Source organism: Bacillus sp. PDNC022 (assembly GCF_016919285.1).
GTDB lineage: Bacteria > Bacillota > Bacilli > Bacillales > Bacillaceae > Bacillus > Bacillus safensis.
This window is the reverse complement of the sequence record NZ_CP070345.1, coordinates 2,904,407-2,925,431: the sequence shown is the minus strand read 5'-3', so window position 1 is coordinate 2,925,431 and position 21,025 is coordinate 2,904,407. Positions and strand designations below refer to the sequence as shown.

Annotated in this window: 20 protein-coding genes and 4 tRNA genes; 6 read left to right on the top strand and 18 right to left on the bottom strand. The window is 42.0% G+C overall.

What is annotated here, in order from left to right:
• Positions 1–26 precede the first annotated feature (26 nt).
• The 9 genes from JVX94_RS14995 to JVX94_RS14955 form a co-directional block, all read right to left on the bottom strand.
• A complete protein-coding gene (locus tag JVX94_RS14995) occupies positions 27–821 on the bottom strand; it encodes an MBL fold metallo-hydrolase (RefSeq protein WP_024424026.1) in 795 nt (264 codons plus the stop codon).
• A gap of 6 nt (positions 822–827) precedes the next feature.
• Positions 828–1,691, bottom strand: a complete 864-nt coding sequence (locus JVX94_RS14990) for a two-component system regulatory protein YycI (RefSeq protein WP_111292028.1) — start codon at positions 1,689–1,691, stop codon at positions 828–830.
• A complete protein-coding gene (gene yycH / locus JVX94_RS14985; RefSeq protein WP_203129085.1) occupies positions 1,678–3,057 on the bottom strand; it encodes a two-component system activity regulator YycH in 1,380 nt (459 codons plus the stop codon). Before yycH ends, JVX94_RS14990 begins: the two co-directional genes overlap by 14 nt.
• Entirely contained in the window at positions 3,047–4,885 is a 1,839-nt protein-coding gene (walK, locus tag JVX94_RS14980; RefSeq protein WP_024424029.1) for a cell wall metabolism sensor histidine kinase WalK, read from the bottom strand. The genes yycH and walK overlap by 11 nt, the downstream gene beginning before the upstream one ends.
• A gap of 7 nt (positions 4,886–4,892) precedes the next feature.
• The gene (yycF, locus tag JVX94_RS14975; RefSeq protein WP_024424030.1) at positions 4,893–5,600 is read right to left on the bottom strand and encodes a response regulator YycF; all 708 of its coding nucleotides are present in this window, start codon (positions 5,598–5,600) and stop codon (positions 4,893–4,895) included.
• A 347-nt stretch (positions 5,601–5,947) separates the two neighbouring features.
• Positions 5,948–6,020: transfer RNA gene (locus tag JVX94_RS14970), tRNA-Phe, on the bottom strand.
• A gap of 27 nt (positions 6,021–6,047) precedes the next feature.
• Positions 6,048–6,124 (bottom strand) — tRNA-Asp (locus JVX94_RS14965).
• Positions 6,125–6,206: 82 nt separating this feature from the next.
• A tRNA-Glu gene (locus tag JVX94_RS14960) sits at positions 6,207–6,278 on the bottom strand.
• Positions 6,279–6,284: 6 nt separating this feature from the next.
• Positions 6,285–6,360: transfer RNA gene (locus tag JVX94_RS14955), tRNA-Lys, on the bottom strand.
• Positions 6,361–6,702: 342 nt separating this feature from the next.
• Here JVX94_RS14955 and JVX94_RS14950 point away from each other — a divergent pair.
• Complete coding sequence (locus JVX94_RS14950) at positions 6,703–7,227, top strand: peroxiredoxin family protein (RefSeq protein WP_095410011.1); 525 nt, start codon at positions 6,703–6,705, stop codon at positions 7,225–7,227.
• 29 nt (positions 7,228–7,256) lie between these two features.
• On the opposite strand, the gene JVX94_RS14945 is transcribed toward JVX94_RS14950, so the two are convergent.
• The 4 genes from JVX94_RS14945 to JVX94_RS14930 form a co-directional block, all read right to left on the bottom strand.
• Positions 7,257–7,466: a hypothetical protein gene (locus tag JVX94_RS14945; RefSeq protein WP_095410012.1), complete on the bottom strand. Its 210-nt coding sequence runs from the start codon at positions 7,464–7,466 to the stop codon at positions 7,257–7,259.
• Between the two features lie 14 nt (positions 7,467–7,480).
• On the bottom strand, positions 7,481–8,614 hold the full coding sequence (locus tag JVX94_RS14940) for a DUF418 domain-containing protein (protein ID WP_144471595.1): 1,134 nt from the start codon (positions 8,612–8,614) through the stop codon (positions 7,481–7,483).
• 136 nt (positions 8,615–8,750) lie between these two features.
• The gene (locus tag JVX94_RS14935; RefSeq protein ID WP_034283601.1) at positions 8,751–10,040 is read right to left on the bottom strand and encodes an adenylosuccinate synthase; all 1,290 of its coding nucleotides are present in this window, start codon (positions 10,038–10,040) and stop codon (positions 8,751–8,753) included.
• Between the two features lie 216 nt (positions 10,041–10,256).
• Positions 10,257–10,838, bottom strand: a complete 582-nt coding sequence (locus tag JVX94_RS14930) for a TetR/AcrR family transcriptional regulator (RefSeq protein WP_144471593.1) — start codon at positions 10,836–10,838, stop codon at positions 10,257–10,259.
• Positions 10,839–10,974: 136 nt separating this feature from the next.
• Here JVX94_RS14930 and JVX94_RS14925 point away from each other — a divergent pair, with 136 nt between their 5' ends.
• Positions 10,975–12,180: a cytochrome P450 gene (locus JVX94_RS14925; protein WP_205183612.1), complete on the top strand. Its 1,206-nt coding sequence runs from the start codon at positions 10,975–10,977 to the stop codon at positions 12,178–12,180.
• 32 nt (positions 12,181–12,212) lie between these two features.
• Here JVX94_RS14925 and JVX94_RS14920 read toward each other — a convergent pair whose 3' ends face one another.
• The 4 genes from JVX94_RS14920 to JVX94_RS14905 form a co-directional block, all read right to left on the bottom strand.
• Entirely contained in the window at positions 12,213–12,626 is a 414-nt protein-coding gene (locus tag JVX94_RS14920) for a VOC family protein (protein WP_197197502.1), read from the bottom strand.
• 129 nt (positions 12,627–12,755) lie between these two features.
• Positions 12,756–14,120 (bottom strand): replicative DNA helicase, encoded by a 1,365-nt coding sequence (dnaB, locus tag JVX94_RS14915; protein WP_003214779.1) that lies wholly within the window; start codon positions 14,118–14,120, stop codon positions 12,756–12,758.
• 254 nt (positions 14,121–14,374) lie between these two features.
• A complete protein-coding gene (locus JVX94_RS14910; RefSeq protein WP_205183610.1) occupies positions 14,375–15,331 on the bottom strand; it encodes a DUF4885 family protein in 957 nt (318 codons plus the stop codon).
• Positions 15,328–16,275, bottom strand: a complete 948-nt coding sequence (locus JVX94_RS14905) for a DUF4885 family protein (protein ID WP_205183608.1) — start codon at positions 16,273–16,275, stop codon at positions 15,328–15,330. The genes JVX94_RS14910 and JVX94_RS14905 overlap by 4 nt, the downstream gene beginning before the upstream one ends.
• A 109-nt stretch (positions 16,276–16,384) precedes the next feature.
• Between JVX94_RS14905 and JVX94_RS14900 the strand changes: the two genes are divergently transcribed.
• A complete protein-coding gene (locus tag JVX94_RS14900) occupies positions 16,385–17,242 on the top strand; it encodes a hypothetical protein (RefSeq protein ID WP_144484235.1) in 858 nt (285 codons plus the stop codon).
• 145 nt (positions 17,243–17,387) lie between these two features.
• Here JVX94_RS14900 and JVX94_RS14895 read toward each other — a convergent pair whose 3' ends face one another.
• Complete coding sequence (locus tag JVX94_RS14895) at positions 17,388–17,606, bottom strand: hypothetical protein (RefSeq protein WP_144471583.1); 219 nt, start codon at positions 17,604–17,606, stop codon at positions 17,388–17,390.
• Between the two features lie 534 nt (positions 17,607–18,140).
• On the opposite strand from JVX94_RS14895, the gene JVX94_RS14890 reads away from it, so the two are divergent.
• From JVX94_RS14890 to dhbC, 3 genes are read left to right on the top strand one after another with little or no spacing between them, the layout of a single operon-like run.
• Positions 18,141–19,025: an alpha/beta hydrolase gene (locus JVX94_RS14890; protein ID WP_205183605.1), complete on the top strand. Its 885-nt coding sequence runs from the start codon at positions 18,141–18,143 to the stop codon at positions 19,023–19,025.
• Positions 19,026–19,029: 4 nt separating this feature from the next.
• Positions 19,030–19,815 carry a 2,3-dihydro-2,3-dihydroxybenzoate dehydrogenase gene (locus JVX94_RS14885; RefSeq protein ID WP_197197499.1) on the top strand — a complete coding sequence of 262 codons (786 nt, stop codon included), beginning with the start codon at positions 19,030–19,032 and terminating at the stop codon, positions 19,813–19,815.
• Between the two features lie 26 nt (positions 19,816–19,841).
• A complete protein-coding gene (gene dhbC, locus JVX94_RS14880) occupies positions 19,842–21,023 on the top strand; it encodes an isochorismate synthase DhbC (protein ID WP_205183603.1) in 1,182 nt (393 codons plus the stop codon).
• Positions 21,024–21,025 lie beyond the last annotated feature (2 nt).

The window sequence follows — 21,025 nt, the reverse complement described above, 5'->3', positions numbered from 1 at the left end:
TTATCTTAATCATACGTTTATAAAAATCATACGGCGCAAAGCGGGGTTGCTTTTTTCGGGTCCGTATCAAATAAATCAAAGCCGTCCCCCACAACAAAGCCCTTCATTTCAAGCGTCTGCTGGACCGCCATACGGGCTAAATCCTTCATGTTGTTGTCTTGACTCAAGTGAGCCAAATAAATGCGTGAGGTGGCATCTCCAATGACATCTGTCATCGCAAGAGCAGCATCTTCATTTGATACATGTCCGACATCACTCAGTATTCTGCGCTTAATGCTCCAAGGGTATCGGCCCATTTGCAGCATCCCGACATCATGATTGCTCTCAAACACAAACGTATTGGCTGACTTAATAATGCCTTTCATACGGTCACTCACATAGCCTGTATCTGTCATGAGGGCAAGTTTGCGCCCTCCATAATGGAACACGTAAAACATAGGCTCTGCCGCGTCGTGTGAGACGCCAAATGACTCGACATCAAGACCGCCAAAGGATTGAACGGTCTCCATATCAAAATGGAATTTCTGCTCTGTATCAATCTTTCCGATATGAGACTCCATTGCTTTCCATGTTTTCGCATTTGCATAGACAGGAAGCTTGTACTTTCTTGCCATGACACCAAGCCCTTTAATATGATCGGAGTGCTCGTGTGTCACAAAAATACCGTCCAAGTCTTCAGGCTTGCGGTCGATTTGACCAAGCAGCTCGACCATCTGTTTGCCGCTTAAACCAGCATCCACCAAAAAGGCATGCTCGTCTGTTTCTAAATAAAAAGCGTTCCCCGTACTTCCGCTCGCTAGTACACTGAACTGCAAGCTCATGTTCTCTCACTCCATTGAAGATTTGTCATCTTTCTCTATATGATCAAGTGTTGAGCCATCAATAGCATTGATCAAATATTCTTCTTCTGTCTTTTTCTTTGAACCTGCCGATACGCCTTCAAGCTCCAACCGCCATACAGGAACCATGACTTGCGTGCTTGCCCCTGGGTATTGCGTATAGTAGCCAAGCTCTACCTTTTTCACGGTCGTATTTTGGCTCAGCATATTTTGCGTATATAAGTCCTTCACGGTTTCAAGTGCTGGGACAAGGGTTTCTTTTCTCACTTCATTAATCGATGTCACCATCGACTGCTGATAAGAGACGACTTCGTTTTGATCATTGAGATTTAAGGTGATTTGCCCGATGGTTTCGGTGTCATCAAGACCTTCTTGGAAGATGTATTTCCCTTTATACGTTTGGAAAAAGACGATTTTCCCTGTCTCTTCATCTATATTCCACAGCTTATAATTTTTCCCATCCAGCAAACGCTGGTTCACAAGGTTCGTCGCCGCTGTTTTTATATCCTTTTTCGGCAAGGCAACAGGCTTGTTGAAGGTCATTTCAAGCAGCGTAACAGGATCATCTTTGTCTGTTTTCGGGAATGTGCTTTTCGCCTTTTGATCAGCTAATCCGTCGACATCTTTTTTTGTATATTGCTTCTTTTCAGCTGTAATGCGGTATCCAATCTTCGCCTCATCTGATAGATTGCCATATTTGATCCCGTCTGCCTTCATTTCTTCCAGCGTATCCGTTTTTTCGATAATCGCAAAATGATCGGTTGACCGTTTTTCAAAGTATTGAAAACCTAGAAAGATATCGAGAACGAGAAAGGCTAGGATAAAGATCGTTTTGGTCTTATTCCACTCCATGATTCTCGCTCCCCTCTGTCAAAAGATCATTCGATAGAATCACGGTTTTGCCGTTATACTTCATACACCATACAGGCTCCAGCCAGACAAACATTGCTTGATCTTGATCTGATGTAGTTGAAGCAGCTTGATATGCAGGGAAAATCTGTTCAATTTTCTCCAGGTCATCATATTTCGTCTGCTTGATGATCAAGTCCTTCAGCTCTGTCCCGTTCATCAGCTTGACCTGTTCACTTTGACTCGCTTTATTGCCAAGAATATAGTTTGGTCGCTTGTAACTCAAAATGTCATCATTCGCCCATTGGACTTCAAGGGAGGTCATCCCAAATGGATGCTTTGTACTGTTGACGATCGGCAGACCGTCCATAAACATATTAAAGGACAGCTGCTGGTTGCTGTTGATACCAAAGTATTGATAGTCATCAGTAAAGCTTCCCGTATCATTGAAATATTTCACGCTTCGCTTAATCAAATCCCCCGTTTGGAAAACAGTGCTGGAATTGATATTGCGGTGCTGATATTGAATGCGGTGGTCTTTTTGATTGGCTTCAAGGCGGCTTGTGCCATCTGTGTACACCGTCCGGTTTAAATTAGATTCCTCACCAACAAGGCTCGGGTCCGTAAACAAAGCGTCTTTGAATTTGTTTGTCTTAATCGTTTCGATAAAGAACATTTTTGCTTCAAGCTGCTTTTGCTTTCTCGGAAGAAGGAAATCTCGTTTAGAATTCGTTGAGAATGTATAAAGATCATAGCGCGGCATCTCGTTTTGAGCGGCTGCGATACTGTCCATTAGATTACGGTAGTTGGCGGACTCAATTGTCAGCTCAAGCACCGTCTCCTTGCTGTATGAGACCAAATACACTTTTTTATTGGCCTTATCCTGCTGGGAGAACGGCACGATCATCCGATCAAACGAGTTGTATTCAATGGACTTGTTCGGCCATTTAAAGAGCGCTTGGAAAATATCAATCGGAATCGGATCATTGAATACAAGGTCCAATGTCTTCCCTTGTCCTTCGCGTCCATAGAAGAAATTCTTAAATTTCTGCTCGGAATATTGATCTGACACATCATTAATCTCTTTGACATCCCAAAGGCTCACATCATTCCAAAAGTTTTGAAAGAGTTCCTTTTGATCCACTTTAAAATGCTCTCCATTTGAATGGATGAACATCTCGCGCGGCTTCACGACATCAATGAGACTTCTAGGCTCGTCGCTTGAAATCTTCTTCGTTTCCACGACTTTTGTGCCGGTATCTGCCTGATCCTGCATGACGGGCTGGAACATCCAGATATTCCACGTAAATACAAGACTGATCGCAATTAGGATTGTCAATATTATGGTTTTAAAGGTCTCACGCTTCATCCCAATCATCCTCTTGTTCTTCATTGTACGGAAGGGTAAAGGTCACCGTTGTCCCTTTTCCTTCAATGCTGTCAGCCCAAATATCTCCGCCATGAGCCTGTACCATTTCTTTTGCAATCGCAAGACCAAGGCCGGTTCCGCCAAGCTTTCTTGTTCTTGCTTTATCTACCCGATAAAAACGTTCAAAGATTTTATCCATATCCTTCTTCGGAATACCGATTCCTTCATCTTTCACGCTGAATAACACAAGGCCTTTCTCTTCATCCAGATCAACGGTAAACGTGATGTGTCCACCCTCTGGTGAGTATTTCATGGCATTGGAAATGATATTATCGAGCACCTGTGTAATTTTATCTTGGTCGATTTCGACATATACTTCACGCTGCGGCAGGTTGCGGATAAAATCGACATGCTGTTCCTTCGTCATTTCAAAACGATCAATGACAAGCGAGATAAACCTGATAAAGTTCGTCCATTCACGGTTGAATTGATAATCCTTACTGTCGAACTTAGACAGCTGCAGCAGGTCATTGACAAGCCGGATCATGCGCTCAGTTTCATTTTGTGTGACACTAAGGAATCTTGGCGCAAGCTCTTTATCACCAATCGCACCTTCAGCCAGTGCCTCAAGGTAGCTTCGCATCGTTGTCAGCGGTGTGCGCAGCTCATGCGATACGTTCGCGACGAATTCACGACGCTCAGCATCAATTTTCTCCTGCTCTGTGACGTCATAAATGACCGCAATTAAGCCATCAATTTTCCCATGCTCTTTCTGAATAACGGAGAAATTAACACGCAATACAGACAGCTGGTCTTCGCGTTCAATTTCTATCAGCATGGAATCTTGATTTTCGACTAAATCTTCAAATGTATGAGTTTCCTCTAAGCCAAGCAAGGACGTAATCGGCATCTCTAGTGCTGTTTCACGTGAAACATTTAACAGCTCTAATGCAGGGCTGTTTAATAGAATAATCGCACCGTTTTGATTCGTTGCGATGACACCGTCCGTCATATAGGCAATGACAGAAGAAAGCTTTTTCCGCTCCCCCTCCGTCATCAGCTGAGCTTCCTCCAGCTCTCTCGTCAGATGGTTAAAGGTTGTCGCAAGCTGGCCAATCTCGTCATGCCCATACTTTCGGACCTTTCTGGAGAAGTTCCCTTTGGCAAGCTCGATCGCTTGCTTTCTCATATCTGAAATAGGATGAGTGATCGTTCTGAAGATGAAAATACCAAGTAGAGCAGTCGTCCCAAGTGCAATCAGTGTCCCAGTTGCCAAAATGGTGTTAATGGTTCGCATTTGGTTAAACACACTTTCCATTGAAGACACAACATAAATCACACCAACGGTCTCTTGGTTCTCATTTTTTACGGCTGTCGCAGAAATACGCACCCTTTTATTTGACTCAGGGTCATAGAATTTTTTCTCATAGTCTTTGCCAACCGCAAAAATACGGCTAATGATTTGATCAGTAATTTTCTTGCCGGCAATCTCTTGGCTGCCGTTATTGACAGAGGCAATGACCTCTCTGCTTTCGTCAATATAGCTGACTTCAGAGATTTCATTTGACTCATCTTTGTTGTTAAAATCGTTTAATATCTTTTGAGCATCCTCTTTTAATTCTGCCTTGCTTTTCGATGAATCTTGTTCTAGGTAATACGATAACGAGTAGATTCGCTGATTCAAGGAATTATCATATGAATTAATTAAGGACTGCTCTAGCTGCTTCACAAAGTACACGCCAATGATCTGCATGGCGACGATGATCAGCAGCACGTAAATCAAGGTCAATTTGAAGTGAATCGAGCGAAAAAAACCTACTTTACTCATAAGAATCTTAGTCCTGCTCTGGGTTTCTTAAATAGTAGCCGACGCCTCGTCTTGTCACAATCCAGCTCGGGTGGCTAGGATTGTCTTCAATCTTCTCACGAAGACGGCGGACTGTGACGTCTACTGTACGGACATCTCCGAAGTAATCGTAGCCCCATACAGTTTGCAGCAAGTGCTCACGTGTCATGACTTGTCCGATATGTTTCGCTAAATAATGAAGCAGTTCGAACTCACGGTGTGTCAATTCAATCGTTTCCTCGCGCTTAGACACCACATACGCATCTGGATAAATGACGAGTGATCCAACCTCAATATCATTTGATTCAGATTCTTCCTCCGTCTGCGGAGCAGCGGTTTGTCTTCTCAAATTCGCTTTCACGCGGGCAAGCAGCTCACGCGTGCTGAAAGGTTTCGTCACATAATCATCTGCGCCAAGCTCAAGGCCGATAACTTTATCAATTTCAGAGTCTTTTGCTGTCAGCATGATAATCGGCATATCATATTTCTTTCTCACTTCACGGCATACTTCAACACCATCTTTATTCGGCAGCATAATGTCGAGCAGAATAATGTCCGGCTTGATTTCTTCTACCATTTCAAGGGCTTCGTTTCCATCATATGCACAATGAACCTCATAGCCCTCTTTCCTTAAATTAAATTCCAATATATCAGCAATCGGTTTTTCATCATCTACGACAAGAATCTTTTTTTCCATTGTGATTTCCTCCTGCATTTTTAGCATCTATGTCATTCCATTTTGCATCTCACATTACACCTTTTCCGTTTGCGAAAAAAAGGCTCACTGTCTATTATAACGTTTTACGAGGCAAAGATAAAAATAATAACGGCTTTCTTTTCTAGTAAACGTTGGATAGGAAGGAGCCGCTCAAAGAAATTGATGACTTTTTCCTTTTTTATTGAAACTTTTCCAATCACCAGCCGTCTATATAGATGTAACGTCTTCTTCTTATGGAGCCGGGCCCTACCTAGGTCCGGCTTCTCCCTTTTTATGCCTTCTTTTCATAATAAAAACGCACCTGCGATTGCAGATGCGTTTGGAAGTGGCTCGGGACGGAATCGAACCGCCGACACACGGATTTTCAGTCCGTTGCTCTACCAACTGAGCTACCGAGCCATCATCAAAAAGATGAATATGTATAAATGGCGGTCCGGACGGGACTCGAACCCGCGACCTCCTGCGTGACAGGCAGGCATTCTAACCAACTGAACTACCGGACCTCAGTAACTTGCCTGAAAAAGCAATCGTGGTGCTCCTTCAAGCAAGTGAGGAAAAAATTAGCTTAACGCTAAAGTAAATCAATGACCCGTACGGGATTCGAACCCGTGTTACCGCCGTGAAAGGGCGGTGTCTTAACCGCTTGACCAACGGGCCAATACATGGTGAGCCATGAAGGACTCGAACCTTCGACCCTCTGATTAAAAGTCAGATGCTCTACCAACTGAGCTAATGGCTCTCGGTTTGTGAAAAGTAAATCTGAAGAAGTTGTATTGCGTCAAACCAATCGCTTTAAAAAAGCTGGAACATCGCATCCTAACAAGTTTCAGAGACCTTTGCAACAACGAGATTTATAATATCATAGAATAATTACATATGGCAATACGTTTTTCGACATTTTTTAAAAAAAGTGTCGGATTTAAATATCTCCTATCAAAGCCCCCACTTCTGCAACCGCCTTCATTTGATACGCCTTTTCGAGTGACCTCTGCCTGCTCAAGCACATAGACACGTTTCAGGCCGCTCAAAAATGGCTATACATGTAACAAGTGACATTGTCATTGAAAAAGGAGGAAGCAGTATGAGTTCATTCAAATTAGGAGATAAAATGCCCAACTTTTCACTTCCAACAATACAGGGCGATCACATTGATTTCGACAAACATTTAGAGGAGCATCAAAGCTGGCATCTGATCGTTTTCTTTAGAGGATCTTGGTGCCCGGTATGTGTCGAAGAATTAAAAGAGCTTGAACAGCAGCAATCATACTTTCAGGACAAGGATATTCACTTGATGACGATTTCAACGGATAACCCTGATGACTTGAAGGCATTTGCGGATAAAGAGGGACTGTCCTTCCCGATCATGTATGACCATGATCTCACCTCATTAAAAGCATATGAAGTCCACTATCACGGGGAAGATGCCCCATATGAAGACCACGGGGTACACGGTGAACCCGCTTATTTCTTATTAAATGAAAAAGGTCAAGTGCTCTATCAGCAAAGACAAACAAGTCCGTTTGGCAGACCGCACGCCAACGAACTACGCAAAATCATCCAGTACATCCGTAAAAATTTAAAAGGCCAATATAAAAGCCTGAAGTAAGGAAAAAGCCCTCGTAATGAGGGCTTTTTTTATGAACGCTTTTTATTATATAGCCAATCTGCGGTGAAAAAAACAAAGAGACCCGCCATGAGAATGACAAAAGTGACGGGTGGTTTATTACCCTGGAAATACATGTACAGCGCATGCCCTCCTAATGCGAGAAGATAAAAGACAAATGCTGTTACAGCTGCTTTATGTGTATTCGCTTGTTCTCTTTTCGTCATTTTTTTAAAAAACATTGTGTCTATCCCCTTTATGCTGCTTTTTTCATCGTCACCCGGCGAAGTGCCCGTGAACGGATATATTCCATTGGCCCGATTCCCCAGACGTTTAAGCAGCAAGCTGAAATCGCGATTTGCAGAAGTGAAATCAACAGCCATGCCAATACAATAAGAGGCGCATTGATTTGACCGCCGAGCCCCAATCCCCAGCTATAAAAAAGAATGGAGCAGATGATATTTTGCAGGATGTAGCAGCTAAGCGCCATTTTCCCTACATATTCAAACCAAGTCCACATGAACCATGACTCCGTGCGTGCGAGGAGCTTCGCAATGACAGCTATATAGAAAATAGAGAGGAATGGTGAAAAGACGTAGCGCACCACAAATTCCACTAGATCGTTCGGTACGAAAACTAGTGCATTCAGCGGCAGACCAATCCACAGTCCGATTCGGAACAAAATTTTCCGGAGAGATTGTCCGCGTTCATTTGCATAAAATACACCAGCTCTCATCATCCGCACACCTAATAAAAACAGAAATGTGTTCATTGGAATGATAAAAATCGCTTCTGCTCGGTACATGAAGAAGTATTGTAACCGTTCTTGAACCTGCGAGATCCATGTCTCTGGCAGCTGCTCTTCCAGCGCCGGTTCACCGATTTGATCATCGGACGCTGACTCCATTTCAGAGAGGGAGTACAGCATCAGACATGACATAACGAGCAGATGAATCACCCCTGAAAAAATCATGCCCTTTTTGATGCGCCTGCTGCCTCCCCGTACAATGTAAGCCACAAGCAGCCCAGTAACGGCATAGCTCATGAGCACATCATATTCCATCACAAGCGCAAAATGGACAAAGCCTTCGATGAATAAAAATAAAAGAATCCATAAATAAGTACCCGGCCAAGTCGTGTTTTTCCTTTTTGCCTGCTGGTATTTCAACTCCAATCCAACACCAAACATGATCGTGAGCAGCGAGAGCATTTTTCCATAAACGAACATGGAGACAAGACTTTCTAGAAAACTGCCATTTTCATATTCATCCGCAATCTGATCTGTCGCAAAGGTATCTCCTGCATACGCAAAAAACCAGACGTTCGTTCCCAAGGTGCCTAGTATGGCAAAACCTCGTAAAATATCTAATAATCGTATTCTTTCTTTCACTAGAACGCTCCTTCCTCCTATACAGTTATCATATTTTGGTAATGACCGGAAGTCCGTTCTACTGAAATTAAGGAATATTTAAACAAAAAAACACCAGTAAAATGCGAGATTTTACTGGTGCTTCATCAATCTATTCTTATGGACGGTACACGCTGCGGACAACGTTCGTTTGTGAACGATCTGGTCCGACTGAGAAAATGGAAAGTGGAATACCTGTTAATTGTGAAATGCGCTCTAAATAATGGCGGGCATTTGCAGGCAGCTCACTTAAGTTCTTCACGCCTGTAATATCCTCTGTCCATCCTGGCATTTCTTCGTAGACAGGCTCACATTTCGCTAATTCATTTAGGCTTGCTGGGAATTCCTCTGTGATTTCTCCATTCAATTTATAAGCGACACAGATTTTCAATTTTTCAATCCCTGTCAGTACATCAATTGAGTTAAGAGATAAATCTGTAATTCCGCTCACACGGCGTGCATGACGGACAACAACGCTGTCAAACCAGCCGACACGGCGCGGGCGTCCAGTTGTTGTACCGTATTCACGGCCAACCTCACGAATTTGATCACCTATTTCATCGTGGAGTTCTGTCGGGAATGGGCCATCTCCAACACGTGTTGTGTACGCTTTTGACACGCCGACCACATGTTGAATTTTCGTTGGTCCTACGCCAGAACCAATCGTCACGCCTCCAGCTACTGGGTTAGATGACGTCACAAATGGATATGTCCCTTGATCGATATCAAGCATTACCCCTTGTGCTCCTTCAAATAACACGCGGCGGCCTTCATCTAGTGCATCATTCAAAACAACAGATGTGTCTACGACATATTTTTTCACTTGCTGGCCATATTCATAATACTCATCTAAAATATCTTCAATCTTGAAGCCTTCTGTGTCATACATTTTCTCTAAAAGACGATTTTTCTCTTCTAGATTACGTGCAAGCTTCTCTTCAAATACTTCACGATCTAATAGATCTGCGACGCGGATACCGATGCGGGCTGCTTTGTCCATATAAGCTGGTCCGATTCCTTTTTTCGTCGTGCCGATCTTGTTAGCCCCTTTCCGCTCTTCTTCTACCTCGTCCAATTTTAAATGGTAAGGCAGAATAACATGGGCTCTATTGCTGATTCTGAGGTTATCTGTACTCACATTCCGTTCGTGAAGATACGCAAGCTCAGTGACCAACGCTTTAGGATCAACCACCATTCCATTACCGATGACACAAGTTTTCTCTTTATAAAAAATACCGGATGGAATGAGGTGTAGCTTGTATGTCACTCCATCAAATTTGATCGTGTGACCTGCATTGTTTCCCCCTTGATAACGGGCAATCACCTCTGCATTTTCTGAAAGGAAATCGGTAATTTTCCCTTTCCCTTCGTCACCCCACTGCGTACCTACTACGACTACTGAAGACATATCGTGCACCTCCGTTAACCTTTCAAAACGTTATCTCTTTCAAACACATTTATTTTATCAATGCACAACGAAAAAGTCAACGTGAAATCCGAACATTAATATCTCGAAATCGAATTTTGTTCGTTTTAAATGTGAGAAAAAGCGCTTTACTCACATCTTCAGCGCTTAAAAAGTGAGATTTTGAGTAAAACCAACGTTTTTGATAGTTCTTACTTTCTATTGATTTTCAATTAAATGAATCATCGACTTTGCCATAAAGTCTGGTGAATACGGTCTACCTGTCCTCAGCCACCATTCAGCCGTTCCAACGTAAGCAGAAATAACGAATTGCTTCTGCATGTCGATAGGAACGATATGCGGAGCAGGCTTTGAGCCTGCAACCCCCTCTTTCCCCAAAGAAAAGCTTTCTTCAAAAAAAGCCCGAACCGTTTCATGAATATTGAGCTCTCGCCCTCGTTTCAAGAGAATTTGATACTCCTTTTCATGTTCTTGCAAATGCTGATAAAATCGAAAAATATATACATATGCCGGATGCTCTTTTTCTAAATCATCTTCTTGTACAGGCGCAAAAATGGCACACTTCATCACATCAAACATCTCATCCATCACCTGCTGGGCAAGATCAAATTTATCCTCATAATGCTGATAAAAGGTCGTGCGGTGGATGCCTGCCGCTTTGGTCAAATCCTGTACAGAAATCTTCCCCCATTCTTTCTCGTTTAATAACTGAAATAATGCTTTTTTTAATTGCTGCTTTGATTCCGTTGCGCGCTTATCCCCTCTGTAGCAATCCGCCACAAGCCGCTCTCCCCTTCCTATTTTCTTCAACAGATTTCGCTTTTCTGTTGGTTGAATCCTCCAGGCTGATGAATTAACTTTAATCTAACACAATGAAAAAAAGGCAGCATCTGACAACCTATAAGGAGTGATGATCATGGAAACAACGTCCCCAAGTGCCGTGCAAAAAACGTTATTAAGAGGAAAAAACAAGCAGGACCCATATCACCCATTTGATTGGTATGCCAACATGCGCCAGACATCACCTGTTCATTTTGACGAAGCCAGCCGAACGTGGAGTGTATTCACCTACGAGGAAGCCAAGCGCGTGACAATCGATAAAGATACCTTTTCGAGTCAGCCTCCTAAAAACCAGCGGAAGCATTCACTGATGAAAACAATGGTGATGATGGACCCTCCCAATCACACTCGCATCCGCTCCATTGTCAGCAAAGCCTTTACCCCTCGAGTCATGAAATTGTGGGAGCCTCGTATTCATGAATTAATGGATGAACTGATGGCACAACTTGAAGGAAAAAAAGAGATTGACCTAGTGCAAGACATTTCCTATCCGCTTCCTGTCATTGTCATTGCAAAGCTTTTAGGTGTGCCGTCAGAGCATAAACAATCTTTTAAAGAATGGTCAGATATTCTCGTCAGCATGCCTAAAAGTGAAAGTGAGAAGGATGTAGCTGAATGGCAGAAAACACGTGACAAAGGGGAAGCTGACATGATGGCGTTTTTTGCAGACACCATTGAAAAGAAACGTCACAACCTTGGTGATGATTTGATTTCTCTCATTATTCAAGCGGAGGAGAATGGAGACAAACTGTCAGCGGATGAACTCATTCCATTTTGTAATCTTCTTCTTTTAGCCGGCAACGAAACAACCACCAACTTGATCTCCAATATGATGTTCAGCTTGTTAGAACAGCCGGGTGCATATGAAGCGCTCGCCCAATCTCCTGAACTCATCCCACGTGCGGTGGAAGAGGCTGTCCGTTTTCGTGCACCAGCTCCTGCGATCGTTCGTTATGTCACAAAAGATACAGAGCTTGGAGGGAAAGTGTTGAAAAAGGGAGACAATGTGATTGTGTTTCTTGCTTCCGCCAACCGAGATGAGCGTCAATTTTCAAACGCACATGAATACGATATACACCGCCACCCTAATCCTCATATTGGTTTCGGGCACGGTATCCATTTCTGTCTTGGCGCACCACTGGCACGTCTTGAAGCATGTACAGCTATAAAGATTCTCATAGAACGATATGAGGCGCTAGAGCTCCTCTCTTACGTTCCGATGACCAGCAGCAGCATGTATGGACTGAAAGAGCTGAAACTGCGTGTCACACCTCGTTCATAACAGAAAAGACTCCCGGGCATGGGAGTCTTTTTTTAAACAGGGGTGATGCCATCTGTGTTCATCAGCACAACTCGATACCCATCTGGGTCTTCAATGGTTGCTCCTCCCCGGTCCCAGTATGGATTCGTTGAGGTGACATGCCGTCCGCCAAATGAGATCAATCTCTCTTTCATTTGCTGAAATTCCTCTGCATCCGGAATATAGAAAACAAGCAGCTGTTCTGGATGCGGGACGGGCAGGCTGTCTTCTTCTTGATGTTTGGTGATTTCTAAATGAACATGCTGGTGAGGCAGCCCGAGCATCACACCATCGTACCCTTCATGCTGATCAAATGAGCCTATTCGTTTGAGCCCTAAGCCTTCTTCATAAAAGGAAACAACCTCTTTCATGTTGACGGTTGGGCGTGCGATACGTAATTGAGCGGCTTCAAACTGTTGAAATTTCATCAGTCTTCACTCCTTTTCTCCTTTTAGTATACGCTCTCTCTTTTTCTCTCTCCTCCTCATTTTGATTGTTTTTTCAATCATTCTTTCGATGTAGATCAATCAAAAAAGCCCAGCTTATTGAGCTGGGCTTTAAGCACCGGGCGGAACACCCGCATCGTCAAATCTTCTTTCCAGGTTGACGAATTTGTTATATTCTTTGACGAACGCCAGTGATACTGTACCAACTGGACCGTTACGCTGTTTGGCAATAATGATTTCAATAATGTTCTTATTCTCTGATTCTTTGTCATAGTAATCATCACGATAAAGGAATGCCACGATATCGGCATCCTGCTCGATACTTCCTGATTCACGAATATCGGACATCATCGGACGTTTGTCCTGACGCTGCTCTACCCCGCGTGAAAGCTGAGACAAAGCAATAACCGGAACTTCAAGCTCCCTTGCCAGCGATTTTAATGCCCTAGAGATTTCAGAAACCTCTTGCTGACGGTTATCGCTTGAGCGTCCGCTCCCTTGAATGAGCTGCAAGTAGTCAATCAGGATCATGCCAAGACCATTTTCTTGCTTCAATCGGCGGCATTTCGAGCGAATTTCACTTACTCTAATTCCAGGTGTATCGTCAATGAAAATCCCACTGTTTGACAGCGAGCCCATCGCCATTGTCAGCTTGCCCCAGTCCTCTTCTGTCAGATTACCGGTTCTTAGGTTCTGTGCATTAATATTCCCCTCTGCACAAAGCATACGCATGACGAGCTGCTCCGCACCCATCTCTAAACTAAAAATGGCGACACTTTCGTCCGTTTTGGTCGCGACATTTTGGGCGATATTCAATGCGAAGGCTGTTTTCCCTACTGATGGACGAGCCGCTACAATGATTAAATCATTTCGCTGGAATCCAGCTGTCATTCGGTCAAGCTCAGAGAAACCCGTTGGAATCCCTGTGATATCGCCTTTGCGGTTATGAAGCTGTTCAATATTATCGTATGTTTGAACAAGAACGTCCTTAATGTTTTGAAAAGCTCCTGAGTTTTTACGCTGTGCCACTTCCATAATGGTCTTTTCAGCATCACTCAACAGGTCTTCTACTTCATCCTCACGCGTATACCCATCCTGTGCAATGGTTGTCGCCGTACGGATCAGACGTCTTAAAATGGATTTCTCTTCTACAATTTTTGCATAGTATTCAATGTTTGCGGCAGTTGGGACAGAGTTCGCAATGTCGGTTAAATACGAAATCCCGCCTACCTCTTCTAGTAAATCTGTATTGGCAAGCTCAGAAGTCACCGTGACAAGATCGACCGGTTCTCCTCTATCGCCAAGTACAAGCATCGCATTGTAAATCTTTTGATGCGACATTCTATAGAAATCCTCTGGAATTAATACCTCAGAAGCGAGCGTTAGCGCGGATGGTTCTAAAAAAACAGCACCTAATACGGCCTGCTCGGCTTCTATATTTTGCGGCGGCAGCCGGTCATCGAGAAGTTCCGTCATGCCAAGCACCGTCCTTTCATAAAAAAATACGCTACTCATCATTTTAACATTTTCATCAATAAAAAAGTGAAAAACATCGACTATAGTCAAAATTACCATGAGGATGTTTTGTTGAACAGTGAAACAACGCCCTTCAATAGAAAAGACCCCGTAACATCAATTGTTATAGAGTCCTTCTGTATCACTAATGGAATTTGGATTTGTGTCGTTCACACTTGTGGTCGCTCCAACGTGGCATGTTCGCGTGCGTTTTTCTAATCTATCGTTTTCTTAACTCCATAATTTTCTTTTTGCTCAATGTCTTGTAAGGAGCCGTTTTGGTAACCAATAGATAACACCAAATCGGGAATAGAATCAAACCCGTTTTTCGCTAGGTCAAATAGCTGTGCACCGTAATGTGAAGCGGCAATTCGTGCATTTTCTGCTGTGTATGGGTTTTTCAGGAGATCTTCTTTGTATATATCAAAAATATTCGTTCCTTTATCCGTTATAAATTGACCGTTTACAATACTTAAATCTTTTAAATTGTAGCCTGTAACCGTTTTGATTTGGTTGACAAGATGGAACTTTGCCAGAGAATCAGGTGTGAATTGAGTAGAATCATCATTTCTACTTTTCATAATATGGAAAAATAGTTCTCTTGTATTGTTGGTTGTATTTAATAAGTCTTCTATTTGTTTCATCAACGATTCGTCTTTTGAACCACCCACCACTAATTTGAAATTATTCGGGTCAATGGTAAAAGTGAGATTTGTATTTTTAGGAATGGTTATCCCGTTTTTAGAGAATAAACCTTGTAATTGTTCGTTGACCTTTTGCCGATTGAGTATTTTCTTTTCTACACTTTCTTGGGTAGGATCGTACCGTTTTTCATTACGGAAGATGGCATCATTAAAGTCATATTGTCCACCTTTATTATTCCTTGCCCAACTCATTTCCATAATGTAAGCAGCTTCTCTTTCCGGTTTTGTTAGATCACTTCTGAAATAAGAAGAGTAAGGGTTTCTATACTTATTATATATATGGTCTTGAGGATCATTGAATCGTTTATTTTGTTCATTTATTTTTTCGTATTTTTCATCTAATATTTTCATCCGTCTATCAGATTCGGTCATCACCTCATTTGTACTTTTAATAGCTGGATGGCTATTGAAGTTCGGAAGGTTCTGCTTATTTAGAACATCTGTCGTGTTCGATGTATTTATCTTCACTTTGATACTCCGTAATTCACCTTTTGTCCAATGTCATATAAGGACCCGTTTTGGTAACCAATAGATAACACCAAATCGGGAATAGAATCAAACCCGTTTTTCGCTAGGTCAAATAGCTGTGCACCGTAATGTGAAGCGGCAATTCGTGCATTTTCTGCTGTGTATGGGTTTTTCAGGAGATCTTCTTTGTATATATCAAAAATATTCGTTCCTTTATCCGTTATAAATTGACCGTTTACAATACTTAAATCTTTTAAATTGTAGCCTGTAACCGTTTTGATTTGGTTGACAAGATGGAACTTTGCCAGAGAATCAGGTGTGAATTGAGTAGAATCATCATTTCTACTTTTCATAATATGGAAAAATAGTTCTCTTGTATTGTTGGTTGTATTTAATAAGTCTTCTATTTGTTTCATCAGCGATTCGTCTTTTGAACCACTTACCACCAATTTAAAATTGTTCGGGTCAATGGTAAAAGTTAGATTTGTGTTTTTAGGAATGGTTATACCGTTTTTAGAGAATAAATCTTGTAATTGTTCGTTCACTTTTTGGCGATTGAGTATTTTCTTTTCTACACTTTCTTGGGTAGGATCGTACCGTTTTTCATTACGGAATGCGGCATCATTAGAATTATAATGCCCTCCTGTTCCACTATTAGCCCATCCAATTTCAATAGAGTAAGCCGCCTCTCTTTCCGGTTTGGTTAAATCATTTCTGAAATAAGGGGAGTTTGGATTTCGATACTTATCAAATATATGGCCATGAGGATCTTTGAAACGTTTATTTTGTTCATTTATTTTTTGATATTTTTCATCTAATATTTTCATTCGTTTATCAGCTTCGGTCATCACCTCATTTGTACTTTTAATAGCTGATTGACCTTTATAATCGATTCGGTTCTGATTGTTTGAAACACCTGCCGTGTATGACGTATTAATATTCATTTTGATTCTCCTTTTTTAAAAAAATAGTGATTATTAAATATATCGGCATTTCAGTTAAAATTTGTTAGTTTTGATCCGATATAGTAATTATTACAAGGAGGGTTAAAATATGACAAATACTATCTTTAAACGTTTTTTATTACCTGCATTGGTATTAGTGCTTGTTGCTATTTTTTTTGCACCTAATTCAGCGGAAGCGGCTATTACGGGGAATAACAGCCCTAACACAGCCAGCTCAATGGGATATTGGAAAAATAGTCGTTCAGATACGACAATCTTACCTGAAGGTGAAAATGAAGCGTATTATCAGTTTACGATCAATAAGGGTGAAAGGGTTTATGTACGAAGTTCATATAATAAGCAATATACGGGGATGAAAATCGAGGTGTACAATTCGAAATATTCTGATGGGAGATCTAGAGTCATTAACCCTGATTCAATTACACCCTTTATTTTTGCTAATACTGATGAAGTTACTTCAACTTCAGAAACTTACTTTGTGAAAGTGACCCGTGGTACATATACAGGGAATATGTACTTTACTGTTTCTATCCAAGATCGTATTAAATCTGGAAATGGGACATTCAATTTTACGGGGACTGCTACCAACTTGGGGAATTCTTCTTTAAATTTTTTAGGCGTTGATTCTTCTATCATTACAATGGATTTAACGAACAATTCTTCTATTCCTAAAAATGCAATCGTTAAATCGATTTCCACAACTAGTACCCAATCGCCTAACCAAGGAAATGTCACACACAAACTGATGGCTGATATAAACAAAATTTGGAACGAATCTATTTTTTCATCTGCAACAAGTGGTTCTTACCGTATTTCTCTGGAAGATCAATTAAAAGTCGCGCAAAAATGGAGCTTTAAGTACAACGCAAAGGCTACAGCGAGATCTACTATGAGCAATGTCAAAGCCGATATCCGTTACGAATATGATGTCACAGATGGATTCTAATTGAATGGTGTTTGCAGACAAAAAGTAAGGGGACATCCCTTACTTTTTTAATTGACGCATTTTTGATGCTATATGATATTTCACCACTCATAAAAACAGCACCGTCCTTCCATAAGAAATACGCTGCTCATAAAAAGTGAAAGTGTTAATGGTGTTTTTGCTGGAGGGCGTGTTGAAAGAGGAGGATGGTGATCATATCGGTGGCCCGCTGGTATAAATCCCATTGTTCATAGGCCGCAAATGTCATCCGTATTTCATGTAATGATTGCTTCATTTCATGATATTCTTCCACTGTAAACGAATTTTTCAGTTTGAGCTGATTTTCAAGCAGTTTCAGCCTCAGCTTTCCTAATGTGGTTTTCATTATGCTTACATTCCCTTCGATCTTGTCTTCCTTAGAAAATTGTATATGAATTTACGCATGATATTGAATAAGTTGTGAGATTTGATCACCAGCTTTTCAAAAAATTCTCCTCTTTTTTCCTAAAAATACAATAAGGTCTATAGACTTATTTTTCCTCAAAATGATTCCAAGTAGAAAAACCTATATATATTCCTGAATAAAACAGAAGGAAATGGTAAATATCCCGAGACGATCAAGGTCTTTTGGCACTTCTACTCTTTTTAAATAAAACGGTCCGCCATTCTCTATTTCCAGTCATTTGGTAGTTAGTTAGTCCTTTATTTTCTGAATATTTCGATTCAATTATCAATTACACAACTTAATGAACATTTGACTTCGTAATTGATAACCATTATCATTTGATTTGCTTGCGTGATAATTGAGAATCATTTTCATTTGAAGGAACCATTCTTCAATCTCTACACTCATCCTATATCCGCAAGCCTGCTTTTATCAGCGTATGAGAGTCAATTTGAGGAAGGGGATTTTTTACACATGTCCAAACGCCCTGAAGGAATGGGTACTGAGGGTTCTCTTTTCGGAGAAAGCCGTCCTTTTTTTATACCTGGGACGGAGCAGCTGGATATCACAGCACACCCATACAGACTTTTTATATTTAAACCGAATACTACTCCTCCAGCGGCTGGTTTTCCAGTCATGTACGTACTTGATGGGAATTCACTTTTTGGCACAATGGTCGAAGCCATTCGTTTACAGTCAAGAAGACCCGAAAAAACAGGTGTTGTACCTGCCATCATTGTTGGAATTGGCTATCAGACAGACGCGCCCTATCATCCGCTCAGGCATTATGATCTCACTCTAACCGGCCCTGACGCTTCCATTGGTGGCAAAAGAAAGGATTTCTCCACCCATACATATGGCGGCGCCTCTGCGTTCTTTTCTTTTTTAGAAAAGGTTGTAAAGCCTTATATCGAGCAGCGCTTTCCGATCAACCAGAGTCGTCAAACACTGTTTGGGCACTCTCTTGGCGGTCTTTTTGTATTACACACACTATTTGAGCACCCTGATGCTTATCAGACATATATTGCAGGCAGTCCTTCTATCCACTGGAACAAAAAATTATTTTTAGAAAAAGAACACCAATTCATCAATCATATACGTCAGGTGCCTATGGATGTCAGGCTGCTTGTAGGTGTAGGTGAGTTAGAAAAACATCATCCGTGTCAAATGAATGATCATGCAAATTCACTAGCAAATCGTATGCTGCCTTTATCCTCATATGGCTTGCATACAGCCTATCACGAGTTCCCTAAAGAAGGACATACATCCGTTTTACCGGTGCTGATGAATGACGCTTTTCGTTTTGCACTCTATCATGATGATCCTTTCACACCCACAGACATGAAGGAAAGGCAGTGAACACATGAAACACAGTGGTCTATCTCAAAAAATTGCCCTGATCACAGGCGCAGGACAAGGTATTGGACAAGCAGTCGTAAAAAGACTAGCCGAAGAAGGTGCGATTATTGCAGCAGTTGACGCAAATGAAGATCAGCTGCAAAGCACCGTCCAGCAATTGAATGATGAAGGCATACGTGCCTTTGCCTATCCATGTGACATTACCGATCAAGCATCTGTTCAGCACATTGTCGATCAAATTGAAAAGCAGCTTGGGCCCATTTATTTACTGGTCAATGTAGCAGGCATTCTCCGAATGGGTTCTATCGACCAGCTTAGTGCAGACGACTGGCAACAAACTTTCGCAGTCAACACACATGGTGTCTTTTACGTTTCTCAAGCTGTCTCCAAATACATGATAAAAAGATCAGAAGGGGTCATTGTGACAGTCAGCTCTAACGCAGGTGCCATTCCTAGAATGAATATGGCTGCCTATGCCGCTTCAAAAGCAGCAGCTACTTCATTTACAAAAACACTTGGATTAGAACTGGCTGCCCATGGAATCAGATGCAACGTTGTCTCCCCTGGCTCTACCGCAACACCTATGCAATGGGCTTTATGGCCTGATGAACAAGGAGAAAATCAGGTGATTAAAGGTTCATTAGAGACGTATAAAACCGGTATTCCTTTACAAAAAATCGCTGATCCTCAAAACATCGCTGATGCAGTCATTTTCTTTGCATCTGAGCAATCCAGTCATATTACGATGCAGAATCTCACGATCGATGGCGGCGCAACACTCGGAATCTAGCATTTCATTCAAAAGGAGGCCTTTTCATGAAACATTCATTATTGTCGTCCGAAGAAAAAGGACAATTGCTTCAAGACTATCAGCCAGGTGCTTTTTTCCTTGCTTCCCCTAAACGCACGATACTTGCCGAAGGGATTTTCCAGCATATTGAAACCAATCAGCTAAATGAACTATCCACAAGGGTAGCGCACGTATTTGACGATGCCAAACAAGCTGGTATCCAAACACCGATTGTGGCTGGTGCTGTCCCGTTTGATCCGGCACAGCCTGTTCGTTTAAATGTGCCATTCCATGTACAGTTTAGTGATCCACTCGAATTTCATCAAGGTGATGAGGAATCAGAAGTGGCATCGCTATCCTATGAGGTGACACCTGTCCCTTCTCCTGAAGTCTACATGAATGGTGTGAACGAAGGGTTAGCTAAAATTGAAAAAGGAGAGCTTAGCAAAATCGTCATTTCTCGATCTCTCCATCTCAAATCAGATCAAGACATTCATACGAAAACAATACTCGAACGACTGGCTCGTCATAATACGAATGGCTATACGTTTGCTGCAAATGTAGCTGATCCGAAGTCTTCCCAAAAGCGCACACTTCTTGGGGCAAGCCCTGAGCTGCTCCTTTCTAAAACCGGTTCATCTGTGATTTCCAATCCACTCGCTGGTTCCCGGCCGCGCAGTTCAGATCCAATAGAAGACCAGCGCCGCCACGATGAACTCCTTACTTCAGCGAAGGATTTACACGAGCATGCAGTGGTTGTTGAAGCTGTCACTAAAGCGCTTTCTCCTTACTGTCATACACTAGATGTGCCTGCATCACCATCCGTGATACAAACTGAAACGATGTGGCATTTATCTACTGTCGTGAAAGGAGAACTAGCAGATGACAGTGTATCCTCAATAGATTTAGCGCTTAGCCTTCATCCAACACCTGCAGTATGCGGAACACCTACAGCAGATGCACGTGAAGCCATTCAAGCGATTGAACCCTTCGATCGAGGATTTTTCACAGGAATGATCGGTTGGGCAGATGCAAATGGTGATGGTGATTGGATTGTCACCATTCGTTGTGCAGAAGCTGAGGGTCACTCCCTCCGCCTCTTTGCTGGCGCAGGAGTGGTTAAAGGATCTAAGGCAGAAGAAGAGCTAGCCGAAACATCTGCAAAATTTAACACGATGCTTCGTGCGATGGGCATCCATCAGCTATAAAA